This window comes from Pseudomonas abietaniphila (genome assembly GCF_039697315.1).
Taxonomy (GTDB): domain Bacteria; phylum Pseudomonadota; class Gammaproteobacteria; order Pseudomonadales; family Pseudomonadaceae; genus Aquipseudomonas; species Aquipseudomonas abietaniphila_B.
Genome location: NZ_CP155619.1, coordinates 2,970,800 through 2,991,659, shown reverse-complemented (window position 1 = coordinate 2,991,659; position 20,860 = coordinate 2,970,800). Strand labels below are relative to the sequence as shown.

At 56.6% G+C, this 20,860-nt stretch carries 12 protein-coding genes, 2 tRNA genes and 4 rRNA genes; 8 read left to right on the top strand and 10 right to left on the bottom strand.

Features of this window, described 5'->3' with window-relative positions; all coding sequences use genetic code 11:
- Positions 1-15: 15 nt before the first annotated feature.
- The 7 genes from ABDX87_RS13290 to ABDX87_RS13260 all read right to left on the bottom strand — a co-directional run bounded on the left by ABDX87_RS13290 (position 16) and on the right by ABDX87_RS13260 (position 7,175).
- The gene (locus ABDX87_RS13290; protein WP_346833240.1) at positions 16-333 is read right to left on the bottom strand and encodes a DUF2388 domain-containing protein; all 318 of its coding nucleotides are present in this window, start codon (positions 331-333) and stop codon (positions 16-18) included.
- A gap of 378 nt (positions 334-711) precedes the next feature.
- Positions 712-927, bottom strand: a complete 216-nt coding sequence (locus ABDX87_RS13285; RefSeq protein WP_062386508.1) for a DUF1127 domain-containing protein — start codon at positions 925-927, stop codon at positions 712-714.
- Positions 928-1,246: 319 nt separating this feature from the next.
- A complete protein-coding gene (locus ABDX87_RS13280; protein ID WP_346833239.1) occupies positions 1,247-2,740 on the bottom strand; it encodes an acetyl-CoA hydrolase/transferase family protein in 1,494 nt (497 codons plus the stop codon).
- A gap of 189 nt (positions 2,741-2,929) precedes the next feature.
- Positions 2,930-4,375, bottom strand: coding sequence for an NAD(P)(+) transhydrogenase (Re/Si-specific) subunit beta (locus ABDX87_RS13275; protein WP_346833238.1), 1,446 nt, complete (start codon positions 4,373-4,375; stop codon positions 2,930-2,932).
- On the bottom strand, positions 4,375-4,710 hold the full coding sequence (locus tag ABDX87_RS13270; protein WP_074757614.1) for an NAD(P) transhydrogenase subunit alpha: 336 nt from the start codon (positions 4,708-4,710) through the stop codon (positions 4,375-4,377). Before ABDX87_RS13270 ends, ABDX87_RS13275 begins: the two co-directional genes overlap by 1 nt.
- 11 nt (positions 4,711-4,721) lie before the next feature.
- Complete coding sequence (locus tag ABDX87_RS13265; protein WP_346833237.1) at positions 4,722-5,843, bottom strand: Re/Si-specific NAD(P)(+) transhydrogenase subunit alpha; 1,122 nt, start codon at positions 5,841-5,843, stop codon at positions 4,722-4,724.
- Between the two features lie 435 nt (positions 5,844-6,278).
- Positions 6,279-7,175 (bottom strand): LysR family transcriptional regulator, encoded by an 897-nt coding sequence (locus tag ABDX87_RS13260; RefSeq protein WP_346833236.1) that lies wholly within the window; start codon positions 7,173-7,175, stop codon positions 6,279-6,281.
- Between the two features lie 174 nt (positions 7,176-7,349).
- Between ABDX87_RS13260 and ABDX87_RS13255 the strand changes: the two genes are divergently transcribed.
- The 8 genes from ABDX87_RS13255 to rrf (ABDX87_RS13220) all read left to right on the top strand — a co-directional run bounded on the left by ABDX87_RS13255 (position 7,350) and on the right by rrf (ABDX87_RS13220) (position 15,775).
- Entirely contained in the window at positions 7,350-8,531 is a 1,182-nt protein-coding gene (locus ABDX87_RS13255; protein ID WP_346833235.1) for an acyl-CoA dehydrogenase, read from the top strand.
- Positions 8,532-8,541: 10 nt separating this feature from the next.
- Positions 8,542-9,762 carry a CaiB/BaiF CoA transferase family protein gene (locus tag ABDX87_RS13250; RefSeq protein WP_346833234.1) on the top strand — a complete coding sequence of 407 codons (1,221 nt, stop codon included), beginning with the start codon at positions 8,542-8,544 and terminating at the stop codon, positions 9,760-9,762.
- Between the two features lie 601 nt (positions 9,763-10,363).
- Positions 10,364-11,900, top strand: a 16S ribosomal RNA gene (locus ABDX87_RS13245).
- 64 nt (positions 11,901-11,964) lie between these two features.
- Positions 11,965-12,041: transfer RNA gene (locus ABDX87_RS13240), tRNA-Ile, on the top strand.
- 26 nt (positions 12,042-12,067) lie between these two features.
- Positions 12,068-12,143, top strand: a tRNA-Ala gene (locus tag ABDX87_RS13235).
- Between the two features lie 248 nt (positions 12,144-12,391).
- Positions 12,392-15,284: ribosomal RNA gene (locus ABDX87_RS13230) — 23S ribosomal RNA — on the top strand.
- Positions 15,285-15,437: 153 nt separating this feature from the next.
- Positions 15,438-15,553, top strand: a 5S ribosomal RNA gene (rrf, locus tag ABDX87_RS13225).
- A gap of 106 nt (positions 15,554-15,659) precedes the next feature.
- Positions 15,660-15,775 (top strand): 5S ribosomal RNA (gene rrf / locus ABDX87_RS13220).
- Together the 16S, 23S and 5S rRNA genes with 2 tRNA genes alongside form the textbook arrangement of a ribosomal RNA operon.
- Positions 15,776-15,887: 112 nt before the next feature.
- Here the strand turns inward: rrf (ABDX87_RS13220) and ABDX87_RS13215 are convergent.
- Genes ABDX87_RS13215 through ABDX87_RS13205 form a run of 3 tightly spaced genes read right to left on the bottom strand, consistent with a single transcriptional unit; the run spans position 15,888 to position 20,812 of the window.
- A complete protein-coding gene (locus tag ABDX87_RS13215) occupies positions 15,888-16,358 on the bottom strand; it encodes an SRPBCC family protein (RefSeq protein WP_431061253.1) in 471 nt (156 codons plus the stop codon).
- A 60-nt stretch (positions 16,359-16,418) separates the two neighbouring features.
- Positions 16,419-19,871 (bottom strand): non-ribosomal peptide synthetase, encoded by a 3,453-nt coding sequence (locus tag ABDX87_RS13210; protein WP_346833232.1) that lies wholly within the window; start codon positions 19,869-19,871, stop codon positions 16,419-16,421.
- A complete protein-coding gene (locus tag ABDX87_RS13205; protein WP_346833231.1) occupies positions 19,868-20,812 on the bottom strand; it encodes a diiron oxygenase in 945 nt (314 codons plus the stop codon). Before ABDX87_RS13205 ends, ABDX87_RS13210 begins: the two co-directional genes overlap by 4 nt.
- Positions 20,813-20,860: the final 48 nt, after the last annotated feature.

Below are 20,860 nucleotides of genomic sequence, written 5' to 3'. Positions count from 1 at the left end.
TGTCGCGATGCTGAATCAGATGGCAAGAATGGCCTGTGCCAATTGGGCATCCGACGCATTCAGACTCGGGCTGACTTCCCGGATGTGCTGAAACGCACCTTCCAGGTGAGCGCCGCGAATTTCGCCCTTGCTGGCGACGAAGCTGGCTGCATCGTCACGTGCTGCCAGGACGATCTTGTCGTCATGGAAGGAAGAAGAGATTTTGGAGGTGGCGTTGGACGAAGCATCCAGTGCGCGAACGATGGTGTCGGTGGTGACCACAAAGCTGGACGCGTGAGCACCCGTGGCTGCGATCAGAAGTACAGCTGCACTCATCAGGCGAAAGCGAGACATGTTTGAACTCCAAAAGGAACATATTAAGTAACCACACGCGCAGGTCTGGCGATGAGCAAGGCTGTCTCGCAGGCGACGGGGCAAAGGGTGCAGCAAGACTAGCGTAAAGTTGATCATCAGCACTATCACGGCCAAATGCCAGCTAATAATGTGAGGCGGCATTCCTCGTCAGCTGATGACCTGAACAAGCCCGTAGATTGGCAACTGTACTTATTGGATGAGAAAAATAATAAACTGTACCTGTAGCGCCCATAGACGTATTTAATTTCCGAATCCCATAAACAACAAAGCCCGTCTGCAGTTTCCTGCGACGGGCTGTGTGTGAACAATTCGGGTTGCTGGTGAGAGGCGATTGGCCTTGGACCAGCGGACGCTAAATTAGCGCCAGAACGGCTTGCTCAGCTCTTCGTAACGCTGGGATTCGCTGATACCGGCGTCAGCCAGCAGACGAGCATCCAGACGGGCCAGCTGGTGGCGGCTGGACAGACGACGCTGCCAGAGCATCAGGTTGGCGAACATACGCAGCGGCAACGAGGCTTTAGCGGATTGAGCGGTTTCTTCGTAGAACAGTTCGGAACTTACGGTGCGTTCCATGGTGCTTCTTCCTTCCGCTTGTGGCGGGATTAGATAGTGACTTGATTGGTGCCAATCTTCCTCCTGTTGCCCCTCTCTCTCCAGACACAGTTCACTTGTATTGTGATGCTCCAGTTAACTGTACAAAGGCACTGTTTTGCTCATTCGTAGGGCAACTGTACCGGTGAGCACAAATATGGTGCGTTTTGTGCGCCGGAATAGTGAATTTTGGATTTTAAGGGGTAAAAGAGACCGGTACAGCAATACAGTTTTTGTCGAAACAGCGCGCAGATTGTTGGATGTGGCGACGAAAGGTCGTCGCCACTCCAAAACTGTTTTCCTACACCGCGAGCATGCGGCCGGTTTCTTCCAGGTTGAGGTGCCAACTCAGTGCATCGCGCAGCACATGGGGGGTGTGGCCGCCGATAGCACAGGCTTTGCGGAAGTAGTCGTTGAGCGCTTCGCGGTAGGCGGGATGGACACAGTTGTCGATGATCACGCGAGCGCGTTCGCGGGGCGCCAGGCCACGCAGGTCGGCCAGCCCCTGCTCGGTGACCAGGATGTCCACATCATGCTCTGTGTGGTCCACGTGGCTGACCATCGGCACCACGCTGGAAATCGCGCCGCCCTTGGCAATGGACTTGGTCACGAAGATGGCGAGGTGAGCGTTACGAGCGAAGTCGCCCGAGCCCCCGATGCCGTTCATCATTCGTGTACCGCCCACATGCGTGGAGTTGACGTTGCCGTACAGGTCGAACTCAAGCGCTGTGTTGATGCCGATGATGCCAAGGCGACGCACGACTTCAGGATGGTTGGAGATTTCCTGAGGGCGTAATAACAGTTTCGGTTTGTACTGCTCCAGGTTGTTGTAGACCGCGTCATGCTTGCGTTCTGACAGCGTCATCGAGCAACCCGAGGCAAAGTCCAGCTTGCCGGCCTCGAACAAGTCAAAGGTCGAGTCCTGAAGCACTTCTGAGTACATCGCCATGCCGTGGAACGGCGAGTCGATCAGACCGGTCATGACCGCGTTGGCGATCGTCCCCACGCCTGCCTGAAGCGGCATCAGCTGATTGGTCAGGCGGTTTTGGCGTACTTCATTCTTGAAGAATTCCACCAGATGCCCGGCAATCGCCTGCGTCTCGCTGTCAGCTGGCAGTACAGATGAAGGTGAGTCGGCCTGATCGCTGAACACGATGCCGACAATCTTTGCTGGGTCGATCTTCACGGCATGGCTGCCAATGCGGCTGTCAGCCTTGAGCACGGGGATCGGCAGGCGGGTCGGGCGGTAGGTCGGTATATAGATGTCGTGCAGGCCTTCCAGCTCCAGCGGCTGGGCGACGTTAATCTCGACGATCACCTGCTCGGCGAGGATCGCGAAGCTGGCGGAGTTACCCACCGAGGTACTCAGGACGAGATGGCCGTCTTCAGTGATCGCCACACATTCGATGACGGCGATGTCCACCGGTTTGATCTGGCGATTGCGCAGCTGCTCGACGGTATCGGACAGGTGCTGGTCGATGAACATCACCGAGCCATCGTTGATCGCCTTGCGCAGGGTGTTGTCGACCTGAAACGGCATACGACGGGACAGCACGCCGGCTTCGGTCAATTGCTTGTCCAGGTCGTTACCCAGACTGGCGCCGGTCATCAGGCTGATCTTCAGCGGGTGAGCCTTGGCGCGCTCCGCCAGCGCCTTGGGCACGGCCTTGGCTTCACCTGCGCGGGTGAAGCCACTCATGCCGACGGTCATACCGTCCTTGATCAGGGAAGCGGCGTCGGCCGCGCTCATTACCTTGCTCATCAAAGACGGCAGGCGGATACGTTCACGGTGCATGTTTGTTTATCTCGGGACGAGGATGCGAGTGACCAAGTCTAGAGATTTGCTTTTTTTCCGTCCCACGACCAAGGTCGCATTCGAGGGCTCTAATTAGCGGGTTTCAGAACAAAACACTGTTACGCCGGATGTAAAAAACCCTCGGCCGATATTCGCGCCGAGGGTTTGATGTGTCGCAGTCTAGAGCGGTTATTCGACCGCTTTGACCATGTCTTCGATGACTTTCTTGGCGTCACCGAAGACCATCATGGTCTTGTCGAGGTAGAACAGCTCGTTGTCCAGCCCGGCATAGCCGCTGGCCATCGAGCGTTTGTTGACGATGATCGTCTTGGCCTTGAAGGCTTCCAGAATCGGCATGCCGGCAATCGGCGATTTCGGATCGTTCTTCGCCGCCGGGTTGACCACGTCGTTGGCGCCGAGCACCAGCACCACGTCGGCCTGGCCGAACTCGGAGTTGATGTCTTCCATCTCGAATACCTGGTCGTAAGGCACTTCTGCCTCGGCCAGCAGCACGTTCATGTGCCCCGGCATACGACCGGCAACCGGGTGAATCGCATACTTCACGGTCACGCCGCGATGGGTCAGCTTCTCGGTCAGCTCTTTAAGTGCGTGTTGCGCACGGGCCACCGCAAGACCATAGCCAGGCACGATGATCACGGTGTCGGCGTTGGTCAGCAGGAAGGTGGCATCGTCAGCCGAACCGGATTTGACCGGGCGTGCTTCTTTCGAGCCAGCCGCTGCACCCGCATCCGCCGCGCCGCCGAACCCACCGCCGATCACGTTGAAGAACGAACGGTTCATCGCCTTGCACATGATGTAAGACAGGATCGCACCGGAGGAACCGACCAGGGAGCCTGCGATGATCAGCATCGAGTTGTTCAGCGAGAAGCCGATACCGGCCGCCGCCCAGCCCGAATAGCTGTTGAGCATCGACACGACCACGGGCATGTCTGCGCCGCCAATCGGGATAATCAGCAGCACGCCGATGACGAACGCCAGGACCAGCATGATGCTGAAGGCGAACAGGCTGCCGGTGAACATGAACGTCAGGCCGAAGAACAGCGTGGCCAGGCCCAGGAGCAGGTTCAGCTTGTGCTGGCCTGCGAACTGTACCGGCGCACCCTGAAACAGGCGGAACTTGTATTTGCCCGACAGCTTGCCGAAGGCGATGACCGAACCCGAGAAGGTGATCGCACCGATGGCGGCGCCCAGGAAAAGCTCCAGACGGTTGCCCGTCGGGATCGAATCGCCCAAGTGCGCGACGATGCCCAGCGACTGCGGTTCAACCACAGCCGCAATCGCAATGAACACCGCTGCCAGGCCGATCATGCTGTGCATGAAAGCGACCAGCTCCGGCATTTTGGTCATCTCGACGCGCTTGGCCATGATCGACCCTGCCGTGCCGCCGACCAGCAGGCCCACGATGATGTAGCCGATGCCCGCGCTGGCGCCGTCAGTGGACAGTGCTGCGAGCTTGAACACCAGGCCGATTGTCGTCAGGACTGCGAGGGCCATGCCGAGCATGCCGAACAGGTTGCCGCGACGGGAAGTGGTCGGGTGCGACAGGCCTTTGAGGGCCTGAATGAAACAGATCGCCGAAACGAGGTACAGCAGGGTGACGAGGTTCATGCTCATTACTTCGGCACCTCAGTTTTGGCTGTGCTTTTAACAGGAGCAGCCTTCTTCTTGAACATTTCCAGCATGCGGCGGGTGACCAGAAAGCCACCGAACACGTTGACGGCTGCCAGCGCGACAGCCAGGGTGCCCATGGTCTTGCCCAGCGGAGTGACGGTCAGTGCGGCAGCCAGCATGGCGCCGACAATCACGATGGCGGAGATGGCGTTGGTCACAGCCATCAATGGCGTGTGCAAGGCAGGGGTGACGTTCCAGACCACGTGGTAGCCGACGTAAATCGCCAGCACGAAAATGATCAGGTTGTAGACGCCGTGAGAGATCAGCATGTCTTCCATAGTTTTTATCCTCAGCCGTTCTTGCGGACGATCTGGCCGTCGCGGCACATCAGGCACGCGGCGACGATGTCGTCTTCGAGGTTGATCTCGAACTGTCCTTCCTTGGTGAAGACCAACTTCAGGAAGTCCAGCAGGTTGCGTGCATAAAGAGCAGAAGCATCGGCAGCGACCAATGCGGGCAGGTTGGTATGGCCGACGATGGTCACGCCATGTTCGATCACGACCTGATCAGCCACGGTCAGCGGGCAGTTGCCGCCTTGGGCTGCTGCGAGGTCGATGACCACCGAGCCCGGCTTCATCTGCGATACGGTTTCTGCGCTCAGCAAGACCGGCGCCTTACGGCCCGGGATCAGCGCGGTGGTGATCACGATGTCCGCCTGCTTGGCGCGCTCGTGAACGGCTACAGCCTGGCGCTGCATCCAGCTGGCAGGCATCGGGCGCGCATAACCGCCGACACCGACCGCTGCTTCGCGTTCTTCATCTGTCTCATACGGCACATCGACGAACTTGGCGCCCAGCGATTCGATCTGTTCCTTCACAGCAGGGCGAACGTCGGAAGCTTCGATGACTGCGCCCAGACGTTTGGCTGTGGCGATGGCCTGCAAACCAGCAACACCTGCGCCGAGGATCAGCACGCGGGCGGCTTTCACCGTACCGGCGGCGGTCATCAGCATCGGCATGAAGCGCGGATAGTGATGCGCGGCCAGCAGCACCGATTTGTAACCGGCAATGTTGGCTTGCGAGGACAGCACGTCGAGGCTCTGCGCGCGCGAGGTGCGCGGTGCCGCTTCGAGGGCAAAGGCGGTAATTCCGCGCTCGGCCATCTTGGCGATGATCTCGTTGTTGAAGGGGTTAAGCATCCCGATGACAACGGTCCCGGTCTTGATCAGAGCCAGTTCGCTGTCGCTGGGCGCGACGACCTTGAGGATCAGCTCGGCACCGAAGGCATCAGCAGCGCTGCCAATCGAAGCACCTGCCGCTTCATAGGCACTGTCCGTGACGCTGGCGGTAATGCCGGCGCCTGACTGGACGGTGACCTTATGACCCTGGCCAATGAGCTTCTTGATGGTTTCCGGCGTTGCAGCAACCCGAGTTTCACCGGACTGGGTTTCGAGAGGGACACCAATGTGCACGTCAAATCTCCTGCGTGATCTTTTTATCTTTTAAAAATAGGCCAGCGCGCTGCGGATGGCGCGTCTGGGGCAGCGATCACCATTTCCCCGCAAGACAAGGCAGGGCGCGGCATTTTGCAGGTGTCAGCAGGGGTCATCAAGAAGTTCTGTAACGCGACATGTCTTTAACTACAAGTCACCCTGTGACCGTTTGCCGCAACAAAACGCTACAAGCCTTGTAGCTCATAGCCTTCAGCTGCATATGTGGTCTTTGAAGTTTTTTTTCTATCTATCAGGAGAATGGTGGGTAATTAGCCTGAGAGCCCCGTCATATAACGCTTGCAGCGTGTTTTCTATAAAGAACACGCGTGTGTCTTAAATGCGACATATCGAGATATCTGTAGGCTTTTTAGGTGTTTGACTACAGGGTCAGTAATTGGCCGATAGGCAGAGAGATCAAGGCAGTGCGTACGTCTCAGCCTGGTGCACCAGCCAGTCTCGGAACGCTTTCAGGGATGCAGACTCGACTTTGCGCTCCGGGATCATCAAGTGATACGCCTTCAGGCTCGACAAAGCATGGGGATTGGCGACGACCAGACGGTTCTCCGACAGCTCGCGCTGAATCAGGAAAGGCGGGATCAGCGCGACGCCCATGTCATGCATGGCCGCCTGAGCAAGCATGGAGAATAGCTCGTATCTCGGGCCTGTCATGTCGCGTGCGACGCTCATGCCCAAGGCGCTGAACCACTGGCGCCAGGCATAAGGCCGGGTGGTCTGTTGAAGCAGCGGCATGTCAGCCAGATCCTTGGGGCTGAGTTGCTTGCGGTTATTTAGCACCGCCGGGCTGCACACCGGCATCGGATTTTCGCTCATCAGCCGGTGCGACTCCGTGCCGGGCCAGTCTGCGTCTCCGAAATAGATCGCGGCATCGAACTCGGTATCAGCAAACAGAAACGGTCGGGTTCGGTTAGTCAGGTTAATCGTCACGTCAGGGTGCTGATGCTGAAAGTCTTTTAGGCGCGGCAGCAGCCATTGGGTCCCGAACGTTGGCACCACGGCGAGTTCGATCACATTGGCGCCTTGATGACCCATCACCGAGAGCGTGTCGCGTTCGACCGCGTCGAGTTGTGTGGCCACGCGTCGACTGTAGGAAAGCCCTGCTTCGGTCAGCTTCACGCCCCTTCGTGAGCGTCGGAATAGCTCCACGTTGAGGAATTCTTCGAGGCTGGCAATCTGTCGGCAAACCGCACTTTGCGTGAGGGACAGTTCGTCAGCTGCCTTGGTAAAGCTTTCATGACGAGCCGCCGCTTCAAAGCTGACCAGCGCGGACGTACTGGGGATCTTGCGTCGCATGTACGTCAACCTCACTCGTGAGCTCTGGATTCCGGGTTTTATACGTTCTCGGAGTGAGAAATTAGCACAACACTATGCAAAATCGTCGTTTGCTGTAGGACAGATCCGCGCCTAGGATCAATCCACGACTTTTCTCGGCAGCGTCCGAGAACATCATTTCGCGAGGAGACAGTCATGGGCGGTAAGGCAAGCTTCAATTGGATCGATCCACTGTTGCTGGATCAGCAGCTCACTGAAGAAGAGCGCATGGTTCGCGACAGCGCCGAGCAGTTCGCCCAGGACAAGTTGGCGCCGCGGGTCCTCGAAGCCTTTCGTCACGAGCAGACCGATCCTGCGATTTTCCGTGAAATGGGTGAAGTCGGCCTGCTGGGCGCGACCATTCCCGAGCAATACGGTGGCAGCGGTTTGAACTATGTCTGCTACGGCCTGATCGCCCGTGAAGTGGAGCGCGTCGATTCCGGCTATCGCTCAATGATGAGTGTCCAGTCGTCCCTGGTCATGGTGCCCATCAATGAATTCGGTACCGAAGCGCAGAAGCAGAAGTATCTGCCGAAGCTGGCCTCTGGCGAGTGGATCGGTTGCTTTGGTCTCACGGAGCCGAACCACGGCTCAGACCCGGGCGCAATGATCACTCGAGCCAGGAAGGTCGACGGCGGTTATCGCCTAAGTGGCAGCAAAATGTGGATCACCAACAGTCCTATCGCGGACGTGTTCGTGGTCTGGGCAAAAGACGATGCTGGCGACATCCGCGGCTTCGTGTTGGAGAAAGGTTGGCAGGGCCTGAGCGCGCCGGTCATTCATGGCAAGGTCGGGCTGCGGGCTTCCATCACTGGCGAGATCGTGATGGATAACGTCTTTGTGCCAGAAGAAAACATCTTCCCGGATGTGCGTGGTTTGAAAGGCCCGTTCACCTGCCTGAACTCGGCGCGGTATGGCATCTCCTGGGGTGCGTTGGGTGCGGCCGAGTTCTGCTGGCACACCGCGCGGCAGTACACCCTGGATCGCCAGCAATTTGGCCGGCCTTTGGCAGCCAATCAGTTGATCCAGAAGAAACTGGCCGACATGCAGACAGAAATCACTATGGCGCTGCAAGGTTGCCTGCGCTTGGGTCGCATGAAAGATGAAGGTACGGCGGCCGTCGAGATCACGTCGATCATGAAACGTAACTCCTGTGGCAAGTCCCTGGACATCGCACGCATGGCCCGCGACATGCTTGGTGGCAATGGGATTTCTGACGAGTTCGGCATCGCACGCCATCTGGTCAACCTGGAAGTCGTCAATACCTATGAAGGCACGCATGATGTTCACGCGTTGATTCTGGGTCGTGCGCAGACGGGCATTCAGGCGTTCTATTGAGGAGCCGGCCATGGGCGCGCTATCGCATTTGCGTGTGCTGGACTTGTCCAGGGTTCTTGCCGGACCTTGGGCGGGACAGATTCTCGCCGACCTCGGCGCTGACGTGATCAAGATCGAGCGTCCAGGCAATGGCGATGACACTCGCGCCTGGGGGCCGCCATTCCTCAGGGATGCTCAAGGCGAGAATACCTCCGAAGCGGCTTATTACCTTTCCGCCAACAGGAACAAGCAATCCGTCACCATTGACTTCACCCAGCCTGAAGGTCAGAAGCTGGTGCGCGAGTTGGCCGCGAAGTCTGACATTGTGATCGAGAACTTCAAGGTGGGCGGGCTCAAGGCGTATGGTCTCGATTATGCGTCCCTGCAGGCTGAGAACCCCCGGCTGATCTATTGCTCGATCACTGGCTTTGGTCAGACGGGTCCGTATGCCAAGCGCGCGGGTTATGACTTCATGATTCAGGGGTTGGGTGGCTTGATGAGCCTGACTGGCCGGCCTGAAGGTGAAGAAGGTGCCGGCCCGGTCAAGGTCGGGGTGGCGCTGACGGATATCCTGACAGGGCTTTACTCGACGTCGGCTATTCTCGCTGCGTTGGCGCACCGCGATCAGGGCGGTATGGGGCAGCATATCGATATGGCGCTTCTGGATGTGCAGGTCGCCTGTCTGGCGAACCAGGCGATGAATTACCTGACGACAGGTGTCTCACCAAGGCGGCTGGGTAACGCTCACCCGAACATCGTGCCCTATCAGGACTTTCCGACGGCGGATGGCGATTTCATCCTGACGGTGGGTAACGACAGCCAGTTCCGTAAGTTCGCGGAAGTCGCCGGTCAGTCGCAATGGGCGGATGACCCAAGGTTCGCCACTAATAAGCAGCGTGTTGCGCATCGAGCCGAGCTGATTCCGCTGATTCGTCAGGCGACCGTGTTCAAGACTACGGCTGAGTGGGTTGCAGCATTGGAGCTTGCAGGTGTGCCGTGCGGCCCGATCAATGATGTCGCTCAAGTGTTCGACGACCCTCAGGTCCAGGCTCGAGGTTTGAAAATCGAGCTGCCTCACGCGCTGGGCGGAACGGTGCCACAGGTTGCCAGCCCGATCAGGTTGTCGGAGACACCTGTTGAATATCGTCGGGCGCCTCCTTTACTGGGCGAGCACACGCTGGAGGTCCTCACGGGTGTTCTGGGTCTTTCAGACGAGGCCGTGATGGCGTTACGCGAGGCGGGCGTTCTCTAGGTCTTTTCTATATAGGAAGCCGCGAAAGCGGCTTCCTATATAAACAGAAGGAACTGGCTGATTTTGCTGATGTTTTGGCTTTTTGATAGAAACTTCAAATTAAGTGTTGACGCCCCTCTGAATCTCTCTATAATTCGCCCCACTTCCGGCGCAGACGAAACGGAAAACTCCTTGAGAATCAACGAGTTGGACGAAGTAAGCAGCGAGGAGGGGCTTCGGTTCAGACGCTTGAATCGACAGCGGTGAAAAAGGGAGTTGACAGCAGATTGTAACGCTGTAGAATTCGCCTCCCGCTGACGTGAGACGCCAAGTCGAACGAAGCGCAAGTGGTTGAAGTTGCAAAGGAAACTTTGAAAACTTCTGAAAATAACCGCTTGACAGATACAGAGGACGCTGTACAATGCGCGCCTCGGTTGAGACGAAAAGCTCTTAACCAACCGCTCTTTAACAACTGAATCAAGCAATTCGTGTGGGTGCTTGCGCTGTAAGACTGAAGTCAACTGATTATCAGCATCGCACGTTGCTCCACGAGAAATCATGGTTTAACCAACGATTGCTGAGCCAAGTTTATAGGGTTTTCTCAAAACCCGATTGCAGTATTGAACTGAAGAGTTTGATCATGGCTCAGATTGAACGCTGGCGGCAGGCCTAACACATGCAAGTCGAGCGGATGAAGGGAGCTTGCTCCCTGATTCAGCGGCGGACGGGTGAGTAATGCCTAGGAATCTGCCTGGTAGTGGGGGACAACGTCTCGAAAGGGACGCTAATACCGCATACGTCCTACGGGAGAAAGTGGGGGATCTTCGGACCTCACGCTATCAGATGAGCCTAGGTCGGATTAGCTAGTTGGTGAGGTAATGGCTCACCAAGGCGACGATCCGTAACTGGTCTGAGAGGATGATCAGTCACACTGGAACTGAGACACGGTCCAGACTCCTACGGGAGGCAGCAGTGGGGAATATTGGACAATGGGCGAAAGCCTGATCCAGCCATGCCGCGTGTGTGAAGAAGGTCTTCGGATTGTAAAGCACTTTAAGTTGGGAGGAAGGGCATTAACCTAATACGTTAGTGTTTTGACGTTACCGACAGAATAAGCACCGGCTAACTCTGTGCCAGCAGCCGCGGTAATACAGAGGGTGCAAGCGTTAATCGGAATTACTGGGCGTAAAGCGCGCGTAGGTGGTTTGTTAAGTTGGATGTGAAATCCCCGGGCTCAACCTGGGAACTGCATCCAAAACTGGCAAGCTAGAGTAGGGCAGAGGGTGGTGGAATTTCCTGTGTAGCGGTGAAATGCGTAGATATAGGAAGGAACACCAGTGGCGAAGGCGACCACCTGGGCTCATACTGACACTGAGGTGCGAAAGCGTGGGGAGCAAACAGGATTAGATACCCTGGTAGTCCACGCCGTAAACGATGTCAACTAGCCGTTGGGAGTCTTGAACTCTTAGTGGCGCAGCTAACGCATTAAGTTGACCGCCTGGGGAGTACGGCCGCAAGGTTAAAACTCAAATGAATTGACGGGGGCCCGCACAAGCGGTGGAGCATGTGGTTTAATTCGAAGCAACGCGAAGAACCTTACCAGGCCTTGACATCCAATGAACTTTCCAGAGATGGATTGGTGCCTTCGGGAACATTGAGACAGGTGCTGCATGGCTGTCGTCAGCTCGTGTCGTGAGATGTTGGGTTAAGTCCCGTAACGAGCGCAACCCTTGTCCTTAGTTACCAGCACGTTATGGTGGGCACTCTAAGGAGACTGCCGGTGACAAACCGGAGGAAGGTGGGGATGACGTCAAGTCATCATGGCCCTTACGGCCTGGGCTACACACGTGCTACAATGGTCGGTACAGAGGGTTGCCAAGCCGCGAGGTGGAGCTAATCCCACAAAACCGATCGTAGTCCGGATCGCAGTCTGCAACTCGACTGCGTGAAGTCGGAATCGCTAGTAATCGCGAATCAGAATGTCGCGGTGAATACGTTCCCGGGCCTTGTACACACCGCCCGTCACACCATGGGAGTGGGTTGCACCAGAAGTAGCTAGTCTAACCTTCGGGGGGACGGTTACCACGGTGTGATTCATGACTGGGGTGAAGTCGTAACAAGGTAGCCGTAGGGGAACCTGCGGCTGGATCACCTCCTTAATCGAAGACTCAGCTTCTTCGCAAGTTCCCACACGAATTGCTTGATTCATTGAAGAAGACGATTGGGTCTGTAGCTCAGTTGGTTAGAGCGCACCCCTGATAAGGGTGAGGTCGGCAGTTCGAATCTGCCCAGACCCACCAATTACCGGTGCACCCTGTAGCGATACGGGGCCATAGCTCAGCTGGGAGAGCGCCTGCCTTGCACGCAGGAGGTCAGCGGTTCGATCCCGCTTGGCTCCACCATTTACCGTAGTAGTTGGGTACAGACAGTTGTCCGCTAAAGCTTAGAAATGAGCATTTCCTTCGATTGAAGGCTGAATGTTGATTTCTGATCTTTGTCAGAATCGTTCTTTAAAAATTTGGGTATGTGATAGAAAGATAGACTGGATGGCACTTTCACTGGTGTTCATTCAGGCTAAGGTAAAGTTTGTGAATGCAAACTTTCGGCGAATGTCGTCTTCACAGTATAACCAGATTGCTTGGGGTTATATGGTCAAGTGAAGAAGCGCATACGGTGGATGCCTTGGCAGTCAGAGGCGATGAAAGACGTGGTAGCCTGCGAAAAGCTTCGGGGAGTCGGCAAACAGACTGTGATCCGGAGATGTCTGAATGGGGGAACCCAGCTGTCATAAGACAGTTATCTTACGCTGAATACATAGGCGTAAGAGGCGAACCAGGGGAACTGAAACATCTAAGTACCCTGAGGAAAAGAAATCAACCGAGATTCCCTTAGTAGTGGCGAGCGAACGGGGACCAGCCCTTAAGTTGATTTGAGATTAGCGGAACGCTCTGGAAAGTGCGGCCATAGTGGGTGATAGCCCTGTACGCGAAAATCTCTTGTCAATGAAATCGAGTAGGACGGGGCACGAGAAACCTTGTCTGAACATGGGGGGACCATCCTCCAAGGCTAAATACTACTGACTGACCGATAGTGAACCAGTACCGTGAGGGAAAGGCGAAAAGAACCGCGGAGAGCGGAGTGAAATAGATCCTGAAACCGTATGCGTACAAGCAGTGGGAGCCCACTTTGTTGGGTGACTGCGTACCTTTTGTATAATGGGTCAGCGACTTATTTTCAGTGGCGAGCTTAACCGAATAGGGGAGGCGTAGCGAAAGCGAGTCTTAATAGGGCGTCTAGTCGCTGGGAATAGACCCGAAACCGGGCGATCTATCCATGGGCAGGTTGAAGGTTAGGTAACACTGACTGGAGGACCGAACCGACTACCGTTGAAAAGTTAGCGGATGACCTGTGGATCGGAGTGAAAGGCTAATCAAGCTCGGAGATAGCTGGTTCTCCTCGAAAGCTATTTAGGTAGCGCCTCATGTATCACTGTAGGGGGTAGAGCACTGTTTCGGCTAGGGGGTCATCCCGACTTACCAAACCGATGCAAACTCCGAATACCTACAAGTGCCGAGCATGGGAGACACACGGCGGGTGCTAACGTCCGTCGTGAAAAGGGAAACAACCCAGACCGTCAGCTAAGGTCCCAAAGTCATGGTTAAGTGGGAAACGATGTGGGAAGGCTTAGACAGCTAGGAGGTTGGCTTAGAAGCAGCCACCCTTTAAAGAAAGCGTAATAGCTCACTAGTCGAGTCGGCCTGCGCGGAAGATGTAACGGGGCTCAAACCATGCACCGAAGCTACGGGTATCATCTTTTGATGATGCGGTAGAGGAGCGTTCTGTAAGCCTGTGAAGGTGAGTTGAGAAGCTTGCTGGAGGTATCAGAAGTGCGAATGCTGACATGAGTAACGACAATGGGTGTGAAAAACACCCACGCCGAAAGACCAAGGTTTCCTGCGCAACGTTAATCGACGCAGGGTTAGTCGGTCCCTAAGGCGAGGCTGAAAAGCGTAGTCGATGGAAAACAGGTTAATATTCCTGTACTTCTGGTTATTGCGATGGAGGGACGGAGAAGGCTAGGCCAGCCTGGCGTTGGTTGTCCAGGTTTAAGGTGGTAGGCTGAGATCTTAGGTAAATCCGGGATCTTAAGGCCGAGAGCTGATGACGAGTGTTCTTTGGAACACGAAGTGGTTGATGCCATGCTTCCAAGAAAAGCTTCTAAGCTTCAGGTAACCAGGAACCGTACCCCAAACCGACACAGGTGGTTGGGTAGAGAATACCAAGGCGCTTGAGAGAACTCGGGTGAAGGAACTAGGCAAAATGGCACCGTAACTTCGGGAGAAGGTGCGCCGGTGAGGGTGAAGGACTTGCTCCGTAAGCTCATGCCGGTCGAAGATACCAGGCCGCTGCGACTGTTTATTAAAAACACAGCACTCTGCAAACACGAAAGTGGACGTATAGGGTGTGACGCCTGCCCGGTGCCGGAAGGTTAATTGATGGGGTTAGCTAACGCGAAGCTCTTGATCGAAGCCCCGGTAAACGGCGGCCGTAACTATAACGGTCCTAAGGTAGCGAAATTCCTTGTCGGGTAAGTTCCGACCTGCACGAATGGCGTAACGATGGCGGCGCTGTCTCCACCCGAGACTCAGTGAAATTGAAATCGCTGTGAAGATGCAGTGTATCCGCGGCTAGACGGAAAGACCCCGTGAACCTTTACTATAGCTTTGCACTGGACTTTGAATTTGCTTGTGTAGGATAGGTGGGAGGCTTTGAAGCGTGGACGCCAGTTCGCGTGGAGCCATCCTTGAAATACCACCCTGGCAACTTTGAGGTTCTAACTCAGGTCCGTTATCCGGATCGAGGACAGTGTATGGTGGGTAGTTTGACTGGGGCGGTCTCCTCCTAAAGAGTAACGGAGGAGTACGAAGGTGCGCTCAGACCGGTCGGAAATCGGTCGTAGAGTATAAAGGCAAAAGCGCGCTTGACTGCGAGACAGACACGTCGAGCAGGTACGAAAGTAGGTCTTAGTGATCCGGTGGTTCTGTATGGAAGGGCCATCGCTCAACGGATAAAAGGTACTCCGGGGATAACAGGCTGATACCGCCCAAGAGTTCATATCGACGGCGGTGTTTGGCACCTCGATGTCGGCTCATCACATCCTGGGGCTGAAGCCGGTCCCAAGGGTATGGCTGTTCGCCATTTAAAGTGGTACGCGAGCTGGGTTTAGAACGTCGTGAGACAGTTCGGTCCCTATCTGCCGTGGACGTTTGAGATTTGAGAGGGGCTGCTCCTAGTACGAGAGGACCGGAGTGGACGAACCTCTGGTGTTCCGGTTGTCACGCCAGTGGCATTGCCGGGTAGCTATGTTCGGAAAAGATAACCGCTGAAAGCATCTAAGCGGGAAACTTGCCTCAAGATGAGATCTCACTGGAACCTTGAGTTCCCTGAAGGGCCGTCGAAGACTACGACGTTGATAGGTTGGGTGTGTAAGCGCTGTGAGGCGTTGAGCTAACCAATACTAATTGCCCGTGAGGCTTGACCATATAACACCCAAGCAATCTGCGACTCGATGAGCACAGATTGCGGTGACTGTGAAGACGACACGCACCGAAAGTTTGCAGCACACAGGCAAAACCTGATCACATACCCGATTTGCTGAAGCGAGGCCATACGGTCACGAGTCAGTACCCGAATTTCTTGACGACCATAGAGCGTTGGAACCACCTGATCCCATCCCGAACTCAGCAGTGAAACGATGCATCGCCGATGGTAGTGTGGGGTTTCCCCATGTGAGAGTAGGTCATCGTCAAGATTAAATTCCAAAACCCCATCTGCGAACGCAGATGGGGTTTTGTTTTAAGTGAAGGTCACCAATTTTCGTTGGCTCGTTACCTCGTAACGGATCAGCAACAGAATTTCTTGACGACCATAGAGTGCTGGAACCACCTGATCCCATCCCGAACTCAGCAGTGAAACGGTGCATCGCCGATGGTAGTGTGGGGTTTCCCCATGTGAGAGTAGGTCATCGTCAAGATTCATTCCGAAACCCCTGTCTGCTTACGCAGACAGGGGTTTTGTCATTTAAGGGCAATGAAAAGCCCGCTCAGGCTTGAACCAGAGCGGGCTTCAAGCCCAGCGGCTGTCTATCAGGCGAACAGTTTCTGCACGTTGCTCATGGCATCATCAGCAAAGCCTTGAAGGAAGTTGTGGAATTCTTCAGGGCTGGCGGGATTGCCCTCGGCAGGTTCTGCAATGATGGTCCAGGTGGCATTGCAGGTGCGCTCGCCGGTGGGGAACACCGTCATTGAAGCCCAGAGATTGCGGATTCCCAGATTGTTATAGATCGTTGTCCAGGTCATGGACAGCGCGCGGTCGTCATGTGAGTTCAACTGCTCGACCACCACCAAACCGCCTTCCTTGAACTGCTTGTGGCGAACTGAGCCGGGTCCGGCGCCGATCACCTCAATGCTGGCAAGCGCTGGAATGAATTTCGCGAAGCCACCGAAATCACCGACGACCGCCCAGACTGCCTGCGCGTCGACCGGGACTGAAACTGTCGATACAACCGGCGTGCCTACAGGGTTGCTGATCAAGGTGTCGGGTTTCAGGGGGTGGATCGTATTGATTGCATTCATGTCGTTCTCCATTACGTGCGTGAGTGTTGCCTTTGGGATCAGTCAGATGAAGTCGATCTCTTTCAGGTAGTCGCAGCCTTTGCGCAGCAGCGCCGGGGTTTTCTGCGGGTAGCGTTCCCCCATGCGCTGCACGCCGGCCAGGGCGTTCTGGTACGCGATCGTCGAGATGTCGCCGATGTCTTCCTCGAAACCGTCGAGATAGAACCCCAGCACGCCAAACAGCGCGTTCTGGCTATCGACTCGGTTGAGCTGGGTCTGCCAGTGCGCGACGCTGACCATCTCGAACTGGCGACCGGCTTCGCGAAACGCATCGAGGTAACCGGTCCAGCTCAAGGGTTCGGGGTTGTGCAGGTTGAATACCGCGCGTGATGGCTGATAGCGGCTGCTGTGAAAGCCGATGAAGCGGGCAAGGAAGTCCACGGGCATCAGGTCAAAGGTCATCGAGAAGTCAGGCACCTGACCTAACTGCATTGAGCCTTTGAGCATCAGCATCAAGCGGTTTTTGTGTGGCTGACAGACGCCCGTGACGCTGTTGAAGGCGATGTTTCCCGGGCGATAGATGTTGACCCACGCACCTTGCTCGCGCGCTTGCTGCAGAATGCGTTCAGCGACCCATTTGGAGAGGTTGTAGCCGTTCTTGATGTAGATTGGCGGCGTCTCGGCAGCAGGGGCCTCCAGAACGCTGCCGTCGGCGTCTACGGCGCTGGAGGCAGAGAGCGTCGAGACGAAGTTGAACACCTTCTTGCTGCGCCCTTCACAGAGCCTCATGCACTCGAAGATCGGCGTAACGTTGTCCTTGGCGAGCGTCTCGTAATCCTGGACGTGATTGACGTTGGCCGCATTGTGAATCAAGGCGCCGAACTCACGGTCCAGTCGCTCGTAAACATCATCAGCCAGGCCGAGTTGCGGGCGGGTGACGTCGGCGGCGTATACGCGCACTCTGTTCAGATCCAGATGCTCCAACCGGTTTTCGCGCAAGGATTCGACAAACCGGTCCTGCGCCGTCATGCCGCCGCCCTCACGCACCAGGCACGCCACCTCCGTCGCGCCCCACGCCAGGAGTGCCTCAACGAGGTGAACGCCGAGAAAGCCATTGGCTCCGGTGACGATGATCTTGTGCACGTCGCCGAGTTTGCCGACGGGCAGGATCGGTAGTTCGATGGGCGTCGAGGCGTCTTTGAGTGCTTGCGGACTGACCGTCCAGGATGAAGCGCCGTCACTGTCGATCAGTGACGCAAGATTGACCAACGTGGGCGCTTCGATAAAGCGGTTGATGGGGATACTGCGGCCGAAATGCTCGCGAATGCCCAATAGCATCTGCGACAACAGAATCGAGTGACCGCCGAGGTTGAAGAAGCTTTCATCGGTCGAAATGTCCCCGGCTGGAAGCTCCAGCAGGTCGGCCCACAGTTTCTGCAGGATTCGCTCATTCTCGCTTTCAGGCGGACGGCGTGGCGTTTGCTCCGTCAGGTTGACCGGCAATTGCAGCAACGCTTTGCGATCAATCTTGCCGCTATTTGCGAAAGGCATTGTCGCCAGCTCGGTGTAGGCAGCCGGGCGCATGTAGTCGGGTAACAACCGCTCGATATGGGCTTTGAGCAGATGCCGTGCGGCATCGGGCTCGACACCGTGTGGTTGTGCAAGAAATGCCAGAATCCTGCGCTGATCATCGATCACCACTGCGACCTGTCGATACAGTTGGCTGTCACGCAGGCAGTGTTCGATTTCTTCTGGCTCAACCCGAAAGCCCCGGATCTTCACCTGATTGTCCCGCCGCCCGGACAACTCCACGCCCTCGTCGCTCCACTTGCCGATATCTCCCGTGCGATAGGCGCGCACGCTTTCTCCATTGCCGAGGGCGATTCGCATGTAGCGCTCATCAGTCAGTGCCGGGTTGTGGATGTAACCCAGACCGACGCCGGGACCCACGATGTACAACTCGCCCGGCGTCTGCTCGGCAACCGGCTGCATCTGTTCGTCGAGAATCAACAACTGACTGTTGGCGATAGGTCGCCCCAGGTTGCGGTTGCTGCTGCCCGGCTGGAACTGTCCTGCGGTGATCAGTACCGTGGCCTCGGTCGGCCCGTACAGGTTGTGGAACTGACAATGCCCCGCCAGCCGCTCGATTACATAAGGCTCGCAAACATCGCCGCCGGTGCAGAGATGCTCGAGCTTCAGGGGACGCTCCACCGGCAGAATGCTGAGCAACGCAGGCGGTAGAAAGGCATGGCTCAGGTTCTGCTCGAGCAGCTCCATAAGCTGCAGCGGATCCCGCCGTTGGTCTTCGCTGGCCACCACCAGTTCAGCGCCGCTTAACAACGTTGGAAAGATGTCGATCACTGACGAATCGAAACTCAACGTCGAAAACTGCAGCACGCGGCTGCATTCCGACAGCGCGACGTACTCGGCATACCACGCAGTGAAGTGGCTCAGGTTGCGCTGGCTGAGCATCACGCCCTTGGGATGCCCGGTCGTGCCCGAGGTGTATAGCGCCATGCACGGGGCTTCGGTTTCCGGGTGAACAGACATGAATGACAGACCCGACGCCGTGACCTCTACCGCGCTGATGTTCAGCCCCGGTACGCTCTGACCGGCGAGCGGGTGCTGACCGTCATGCAGCAGCAACACGGCGTTGGCGTTTTCCAGTATGTACTGCTGGCGTTGCAGCGGCTGACTGGGGTCGAGCGGCAGATACACCGCGCCATAACCGAGAATCGCGATAATCCCTGCGAACAAGGCTGCGCACTTGGGCAGACAGATGCCGATCACCAGTGGCTCGTCTGAAGAACGTGCGAGCAAAGGCCGCATTAGCGCCTGAATGGCCACGCTGTGGTCGCGCAACGCGTCATAACGGATGCGTTGGCCGTCGATCTTCAAGGCATACCGATCGGCGAAGGTCGCAAAGCTTTGATCCAGGCGCGCCACCATCGGCTGCTGCGCGATACTGAGCAGGTGCGGTTGCGCGGTCTGGTTGAAGCGGTGCTCGAACGCCAGTCGATCCAGTGTGTGCAGACCTTCTTGCCATTGGCTCTGAGGCGGTTCGATACGTTCGGCCTGGGCAAGGACGCCGGCATCCCGCGAGAGACGGCTGACCAGCAAGGCGACGTCTTCGACCAGCGTCGCGATAGCAGTGTCGCGCAGCATTCGACCGTTCCCAGAGGGTTCAGTCGGCAGGATGCGGCGTGAGATCAGCTTCTGCGCAGTCGCCGAGCCATACCAGCACAACAATTCCAGTCGGGGTAATGCGCCCTCAACATCAGGGGTCAGCCCGACACGCAAACCAAGGTGCACGTCGGTTTTGAACGCAGCGAGGCGCGTGTTGGTCAGCGCCAGCGTGCCGTCTTCGATGAGCAACGAAGCGCCGTAGACCGGACTGTGTTCCAGCGCGTGCGCGTCCGGGAGTTGATGAGTCAGATGCCCGCAAGCTTCCAGTTCGATAGTGAGTTCGCCCAGGGCCCGACTGTGACCGATGAGCACAATCTCCAAGCGTTTCATTGCGTGCCTCCTGCCGGCAAATAGCCAGCGAGCGCCTGCTGCACACAGGCTGAGTCGAGCATCGAGCTGGTCTTGAAGAAGCGCACGATGTTGCCCACCAGCGGGTGATGGCGATTGATGGGAAAGCACATGGCCTGAGTTTCGTCTTTGAGCGCCTGTTTGATGGGTTCGGTGACCGCGAGGTTGTCGATCAGCACAAAGTCGAAGGACTTCTGGATGTCATTGGTCAAATATTGAGCAATGAAGACCGGCATGATGCGGGCGATGATTTCCCGATCCTGCTCAGGGGCGGCGTGCCAGTAGATGCGCACCACTCGCGCCCAGAAGCCCGAATGTCGGCCTTCATCGAGCAGATGGTCCGCCATAAGGCCCTTGATCGATTGCTTGACCGTATCGTCCTTTGCGAACGCCGCCACGTCGTTGGTCACGGTGTTCTCTGCGATAGCGACACAGATGAGTTCGACCGCGCTGCGCAGGTGACCGGGGGCGAGCGCCAACGCGGCGGGAATCGCCCGGCTCAATTCGATTTCAAGTGGAAGCGCAATGGGCTGAACGCCCGTCAGTGCGATGGTTTGCTGCATGAAGTCCATCGCCACCAAGGCGTGGTAATCCTCATCCACGACCACGGTCATGGCGTCGTACCGGCACGCGAACGGAAAGCGGATCGCAAAGTTATCTTTGGCGATGCTGCGCGCGGTTTTGTCGACGATCTCGGTCTCGAAGATCACCACGTCGTTGATGAACTTGTACAGGCTCTGGATCAACGCGAAGTCTCGCAGGTGCGGGCACTCGCGGGTAAAGGTTTCGCTGAGTACCAGCGGTTGGCGGCTCAGGGGATAAATGAGCTTTTCGTCGTTCTCCACGATACGGCGTGGACGTGTGCGGATGGTTGCACGGCCTTCCCAGGCGTCGACGAATGACAGGTAGTCTTCGGCTTTCATGATGTCGTCCCTGTGTGGGTGGCTGGGGTTTTCGCAAGCAGCGAGCGA